Consider the following 5845-nt stretch of genomic DNA (forward strand, 5'->3'; position numbering starts at 1 on the left):
CCGATCGAGCCGGTGTCGCCGCTGTTTGCCGAGATCCACGCGCAGTATGGCGCGGCTTTCGACGCGGCCTTGGCGCGCAATGTCGCCGATGCGTTGGCCGAAGATGTCGGCACGGGTGACCAGACCGGCCGCCTTGTCCCCGCCGAGGATCTGCGCGATGCGCGCATCATCGTGCGCGAGGAGGCGGTGCTGTGCGGCGTGCCATGGTTCAACGCAGTGATGCGCGAGGTCGATCCGCGTATCGATGTGCGGTGGCGCTATCGTGAAGGTGATCGGATGGCCGCGGACACGCCGGTCTGTGAACTGCGCGGACCGGTTCGCGCGCTGTTGACTGCGGAACGCAATGCACTGAATTTTTTGCAGTTGCTGTCGGGTGTGTCGAGCGCGACGCGGCGGTATGTCGACGCGATCGCGCATACGCGCACCCGCATTTTCGACACGCGCAAGACGTTGCCGGGTTTGCGGCTCGCGCAAAAGTATGCGGTGCGCGTGGGCGGCGGCGCGAATCAACGGCTCGCGTTGTACGATGGCATCCTCATCAAGGAAAACCACATTGCCGCGGCAGGCGGCGTGGGCGCTGCCGTGGACGCCGCGCTCGCGTTAAATGCGGGCGTGTCGATCCAGATTGAAGTGGAGACGCTTGAGCAACTGGAAACCGCACTGTCGCATGGCGCGCAATCCATTCTGCTGGACAACTTTTCGTTCGACGCAATGCGCGACGCGGTCCGCATCACGGCGGGGCGAGCGGTACTGGAGGTGTCCGGCGGCGTGAACTTCGAGACCGTGCGGACGATTGCCGAAACGGGCGTCGATCGCGTCTCGATCGGCGCGCTGACCAAGGACGTGCGCGCAACGGATTACTCGATGCGGATCGTTTGACCGCTTGTCCACAGCGGTTTCGATCAATGATGAAGGCCATCCCGGATCACTCCGGCGATGGCCTTTTCGTTTCACCCAGCTCGAAACGATCATACGTTGCGGGTGCGCACGTGCTCTGGCGAGAGAACTGTCGGCAGCGCTTTGGGCAGTGTTGCCGGCCAGTCCCGGCTGAAATGCAGCCCGCGGCTCTCACGCCGTGAGCGCGCGCCTTCGACGATCAACGAGGCGACGTCGACCAGGTTGCGCAGTTCGAGCAGATCGCGACTCACCTTGAAGTTCGCGTAATACTCGTGAATTTCGTCGCGCAGTAACGCCAATCGGTGTTTCGCGCGTGCGAGCCGCTTGTCGGTGCGCACGATGCCGACGTAGTTCCACATCAGCCGGCGTAGTTCATCCCAGTTGTGAGCGACCACGACTTCTTCGTCGGCGTCGGACACGCGGCTTTCGTCCCAATCCGGCAACGGCGCATGAACGGCCGCGCCGAAGCCTTCTTCCTCGATGGCTTGCGCCGCGGAGCGTCCGATCACGAGGCATTCGAGCAGCGAGTTGCTGGCCAGACGGTTCGCGCCATGCAGGCCGGTGCACGACGTCTCGCCGACAGCATACAGGCCCGCGAGATCGGTGCGGCCCGCCAGGTCGGTCACGACGCCGCCGCACGTGTAGTGCGCCGCCGGCACGACCGGGATCGGTTCCTTGGTAATATCAATACCGAATTCCAGGCAGCGCGCGAGAATCGTCGGGAAGTGTTCGCGCAGGAATTCAGGTGGCTGATGGCTGATATCGAGATACACGCAATCGATGCCGCGCTTCTTGATTTCGAAGTCGATCGCACGTGCGACGATGTCGCGCGGCGCGAGTTCGGCGCGCTCGTCGTGGTTCGGCATGAAGCGCGTGCCGTCCGGCAGCTTCAGAATGCCGCCTTCGCCGCGCACTGCTTCCGAAATCAGAAACGACTTCGCATACGGATGGAACAGGCAGGTCGGATGGAACTGGATGAATTCCATGTTCGACACGCGGCAGCCGGCTCGCCATGCCATCGCGATGCCGTCGCCGGTCGCGGTGTCGGGATTCGTGGTGTACAGATAGACCTTGCCGGCGCCGCCGGTGGCGAGCACCGTATGCGGCGCTTCTATCGTCACCGTGCGACCGCTTTGCAGATCGAGCGCGTACAGACCGTGGCAACGGCGGCCGGGCAGGCCGAGGCGATCGGACGTGATCAGATCGATCGCGTAGTGGTCCTCGAACAGCGTAATGTTCGGATGGCGCCGCACGCGTTCGCTGAGCGTGGCGACCACCGCGTGGCCGGTCGCATCCGCAGCGTGAATGATCCGCCGATGGCTGTGGCCGCCTTCACGCGTCAGATGAAAGCCAAGTTCGGCGGCATCGTCTTTGGTAAACGGCACACCTTGCTTGATCAACCATTCGATGGCGGCACGCCCATGCTCGACGATGAAGCGCGTAGCGGCCTCGTCACACAATCCGCCACCGGCGATCAGCGTGTCGCGCACGTGATTTTCGATGCTGTCCGCCGAATCCAGCACTGCAGCGATGCCGCCTTGCGCCCAGTCGCTTGCGCCCTCGGTCATCGATCGCTTGGCGACCACTGCAACCCGCCGGGTCTCCGCCAGATTGAGCGCTACGCTCAAGCCAGCGAGACCGCTACCGACAATCGCCACATCGAATTCCATTTCCTGCATCTCCGTCTTTCGTTTTGCCATGACGGCGCCCGATCGCTCGCCGCTAAAACAAGAAAGCATACGCGTCGCAACGGATGAACGAAAGCTGGCCGAACGGCATAAGACTGTTGGTGGTGGACGAAGAGCGAATCAACGGCGTGGAGACAAGATAAGAAGGGCGCGCAGAAAACAAAAAAGCCTCGCACGAATGCGAGGCTTTTTTGCATGTCTTTTGCCTTCGTCAGGCTGGAGCCAAGATTTATTTAATCTTGGTTTCCTTGTACTCAACGTGCTTGCGGACGACCGGATCAAATTTCTTGATCAGCATCTTTTCCGGCATGTTGCGTTTGTTCTTCGTCGTCGTGTAGAAGTGACCCGTGCCTGCGGTCGATTCCAGCTTGATCTTGTCGCGTGCGCCTTTCGCCATGATTTACTCCTTAGGCTTCACCGCGTGCGCGCAGATCCGCGAGCACAGCGTCGATACCGTTCTTGTCGATCAGGCGCAGGCCGGCGTTCGAAACGCGCAGACGCACCCAACGGTTTTCGCTTTCCACCCAAATGCGGCGGTTTTGCAGGTTCGGCAGGAACCGGCGCTTGGTTTTGTTGTTCGCGTGGGAAACGTTGTTGCCGCTCATCGGCGCTTTCCCAGTTACTTGGCATACGCGTGCCATGAGAGCACTCCTAATACGCTAATTCTGAGTTCGAACGCCGTGAAAGTTTCCCGAAAAGAGCCGCGCTTAAGTTTGGAAACTAGAGGCGCTTGAGCTTTCCGGAACGCCTTGATGGCTTCGGAACAGGGGGTTGGAAATAGGCAAACCGGAATTATAGCGGAAAAAAAGCCGCAAAATCAAACCTTATTTGCGGCAGGGGACACGGCGCCCCGCCTGCGCGGCTCTGCTCCCGGCCCTGCTCCCTTGCGCTGTCACGGCCAGCCGGCGCAGGCGAACGAGTAGACGCTGTCAGTGGCGATCACCAGATGATCGATCAGTCGCACATCGATCAACGCCAACGCGTCGCGTAGCGTGTGCGTCAGGTGGCAGTCGCTGGCGCTTGGCTGGACTGCGCCGGAAGGGTGATTATGCGCGACGATCAGGCTCGCCGCATTCAGGTTCAGTGCGCGCCGCACGATTTCGCGTGGATAGACCGCCATGCGCGTAAGTGAGCCTTGCGCGCTTTCCTCGCAGCGTATCAGCCGATGCCGCGCGTCGAGAAAGAGCGACACGAACACTTCCTGCTGGCGGCCGCCGATCAACAGGCGCAGATATTTTTCCACGGCTTCGGGCGAGTTCAACAGCGAGCGCCTGCGCATTTTATCGACCAGAGAGCGCCGGGCCATTTCCATGATCGCCAGCAGCTGCGCTTTTTTCGCCGGTCCGAGGCCGCGGATGCCATCGAGGTCCACATAGGCCGCGTCGAGCATGGCGCGCAGCGAGCCGAACCGGTCGAGCAATGCCCGTGCGATGCTGAAGACGTCGTGGCCGGGCAGGCCCGAGCCCAGCACCAGCGCGATCATCTCGGTATCGGACAGGGCACTCGGCCCCTTGTTGATCAGACGCTCGCGCGGCATGTCTCTTTTTTGCCATTTGCCGCGCGGCAGCGGGGGGCGAGCAGGCGCGCCAGCTGCAGCGGCGCCGCGTGGTGTGGGCGCCCCCGGCAGCGCTGTCTGCGCGGGTACATCGTCAATTGTGCTGACGTAATCGGCCATATAAAGAGAATCCTCCGCTTCGGTGGGTGGCGCAGGGAGAGGCTGTACCCTGCCGCCATGCGCGCGACTGACCCAAGCCGCCGCCCGCTATGTGGCTTACAATAGACGCTTTGCGCACGGCACCCGATGGTTTGCCACACGCGTGAACTGCGGCGTCGACTGCGCCTGCAGCGCACCCGTGCAGCGCGCTTCGACTGAGCGAGCATTGCATGAGCATCATCGACATTTCCGAGGTGAAGGCCGGTTCACACGTGACCCTTCACTACCGGCTTTCCCTTGCCGATGGCGCCGAAGTCATCAATACGTTTACCGACAAGCCGGCTACGCTGCTGCTTGGCGCCGGTCAGCTAGCGCCGCCGCTGGAAGATATTTTGCTGGGTTTGAGGGTGGGCCACCATTCGACCTTTCAGCTAACCCCGGGGGAGGCGTTCGGTCCCCGCAATCCGGAGCTTATCCAGCGCGTGTCGCTGGCCACGCTGCGCGAAAACAGCATGATCGGCGAGGATTTTTCGCCAGGTGATCTGGTCGAATTCAACGCGCCGGGAGGCGGGCGTTACGCCGGTGTCCTGAAGGAGGTCGGCGAAACGTCGGCCCTGTTCGATTTCAACCATCCGCTTGCCGGCCAGGCGCTGGCGTTTGAAGTGAAAATCATCGGGATTTTGTAAAAATGAGCATCACGGATACGACTCTTGCCGAAACCGAGATCCTGCTGGCGCAGCCGCGTGGATTTTGCGCCGGTGTCGATCGGGCGATCGAGATCGTCGAGCGGGCCATCAAGCTGCACGGGTCGCCGATCTACGTGCGCCACGAAATCGTCCACAACGCCTATGTCGTCGAAGACTTGCGCAAGAAGGGCGCGATCTTCATCGAGCGGCTGGAGGAAGTGCCGCCCGGCAATACGGTCATTTTCAGTGCACACGGTGTGTCGAAGGCTGTGCGTTCAGAAGCTGAGTCGCGCGGGCTGCGCGTGTACGACGCCACGTGTCCGCTCGTGACCAAGGTGCATATCGAAGTCGCGAAGATGCGCCAGGACGGTTTCGACATCGTGATGATCGGTCACAAGGGCCATCCGGAAGTCGAGGGAACGATGGGGCAGGCCGGCGAGGGCATGCATCTGGTCGAAGACATTGAAGACGTGCAGGCTTTGCAGCTGGCCGATCCGGAGCGGATCGCGTTCGTCACGCAAACCACGCTATCAGTTGACGATGCGGCAGAAATCATCCGCGCATTGAAGAGCAAATATCCGTCCATCCGTGAGCCGAAGAAGCAGGACATCTGCTACGCCACGCAAAACCGCCAGGACGCGGTGAAATTCATGGCACCGCAGTGCGACGTCGTGATCGTGGTCGGCAGCCCGAATAGTTCGAACTCCAACCGGCTGCGCGAACTGGCCGAAAAGCTCGGCGTGCCGGCCTATATGGTGGATTCGCCCGATCAGATCGATCCCGTATGGGTCGAGGGCAAGCGGCGTATCGGCGTGACCGCCGGCGCGTCAGCGCCGGAAGTGCTGGCGCAGGCGGTGATCGCTCGCTTGCGCGATCTCGGCGTGCGCAATGTGCGCGCGCTCGACGGCATCGAAGAAAAC

At 61.7% G+C, this 5845-nt stretch carries 7 protein-coding genes; 3 read left to right on the forward strand and 4 right to left on the reverse strand.

Going from position 1 to position 5845, the window contains the following annotated elements:
• Positions 1 to 3 precede the first annotated feature (3 nt).
• Entirely contained in the window at positions 4 to 879 is an 876-nt protein-coding gene (gene nadC / locus CIC12_RS02025) for a carboxylating nicotinate-nucleotide diphosphorylase (RefSeq protein WP_168661688.1), read from the forward strand.
• An 89-nt stretch (positions 880 to 968) separates the two neighbouring features.
• Here nadC and nadB read toward each other — a convergent pair whose 3' ends face one another.
• The 4 genes from nadB to radC all read right to left on the reverse strand — a co-directional run bounded on the left by nadB (position 969) and on the right by radC (position 4260).
• Positions 969 to 2567 (reverse strand): L-aspartate oxidase, encoded by a 1599-nt coding sequence (nadB, locus tag CIC12_RS02030; RefSeq protein WP_168661690.1) that lies wholly within the window; start codon positions 2565 to 2567, stop codon positions 969 to 971.
• Positions 2568 to 2814: 247 nt separating this feature from the next.
• On the reverse strand, positions 2815 to 2982 hold the full coding sequence (rpmG, locus tag CIC12_RS02035; protein WP_007180630.1) for a 50S ribosomal protein L33: 168 nt from the start codon (positions 2980 to 2982) through the stop codon (positions 2815 to 2817).
• A 10-nt stretch (positions 2983 to 2992) separates the two neighbouring features.
• Positions 2993 to 3226 carry a 50S ribosomal protein L28 gene (gene rpmB / locus CIC12_RS02040; protein WP_007180631.1) on the reverse strand — a complete coding sequence of 78 codons (234 nt, stop codon included), beginning with the start codon at positions 3224 to 3226 and terminating at the stop codon, positions 2993 to 2995.
• Positions 3227 to 3477: 251 nt separating this feature from the next.
• On the reverse strand, positions 3478 to 4260 hold the full coding sequence (gene radC / locus CIC12_RS02045) for a RadC family protein (RefSeq protein WP_168661682.1): 783 nt from the start codon (positions 4258 to 4260) through the stop codon (positions 3478 to 3480).
• A gap of 209 nt (positions 4261 to 4469) precedes the next feature.
• Between radC and CIC12_RS02050 the strand changes: the two genes are divergently transcribed.
• Both CIC12_RS02050 and ispH read left to right on the forward strand, forming a co-directional pair.
• Positions 4470 to 4925, forward strand: coding sequence for an FKBP-type peptidyl-prolyl cis-trans isomerase (locus CIC12_RS02050; protein WP_168661684.1), 456 nt, complete (start codon positions 4470 to 4472; stop codon positions 4923 to 4925).
• 2 nt (positions 4926 to 4927) lie between these two features.
• Positions 4928 to 5845, forward strand: a 918-nt coding sequence (ispH, locus tag CIC12_RS02055) for a 4-hydroxy-3-methylbut-2-enyl diphosphate reductase (protein ID WP_168661686.1), incomplete at its 3' end; no start/stop codon positions are given.

It is taken from the genome of Paraburkholderia sp. SG-MS1, from assembly GCF_012275575.1.
In the GTDB taxonomy this organism is placed as follows: Bacteria; Pseudomonadota; Gammaproteobacteria; order Burkholderiales; family Burkholderiaceae; genus Paraburkholderia.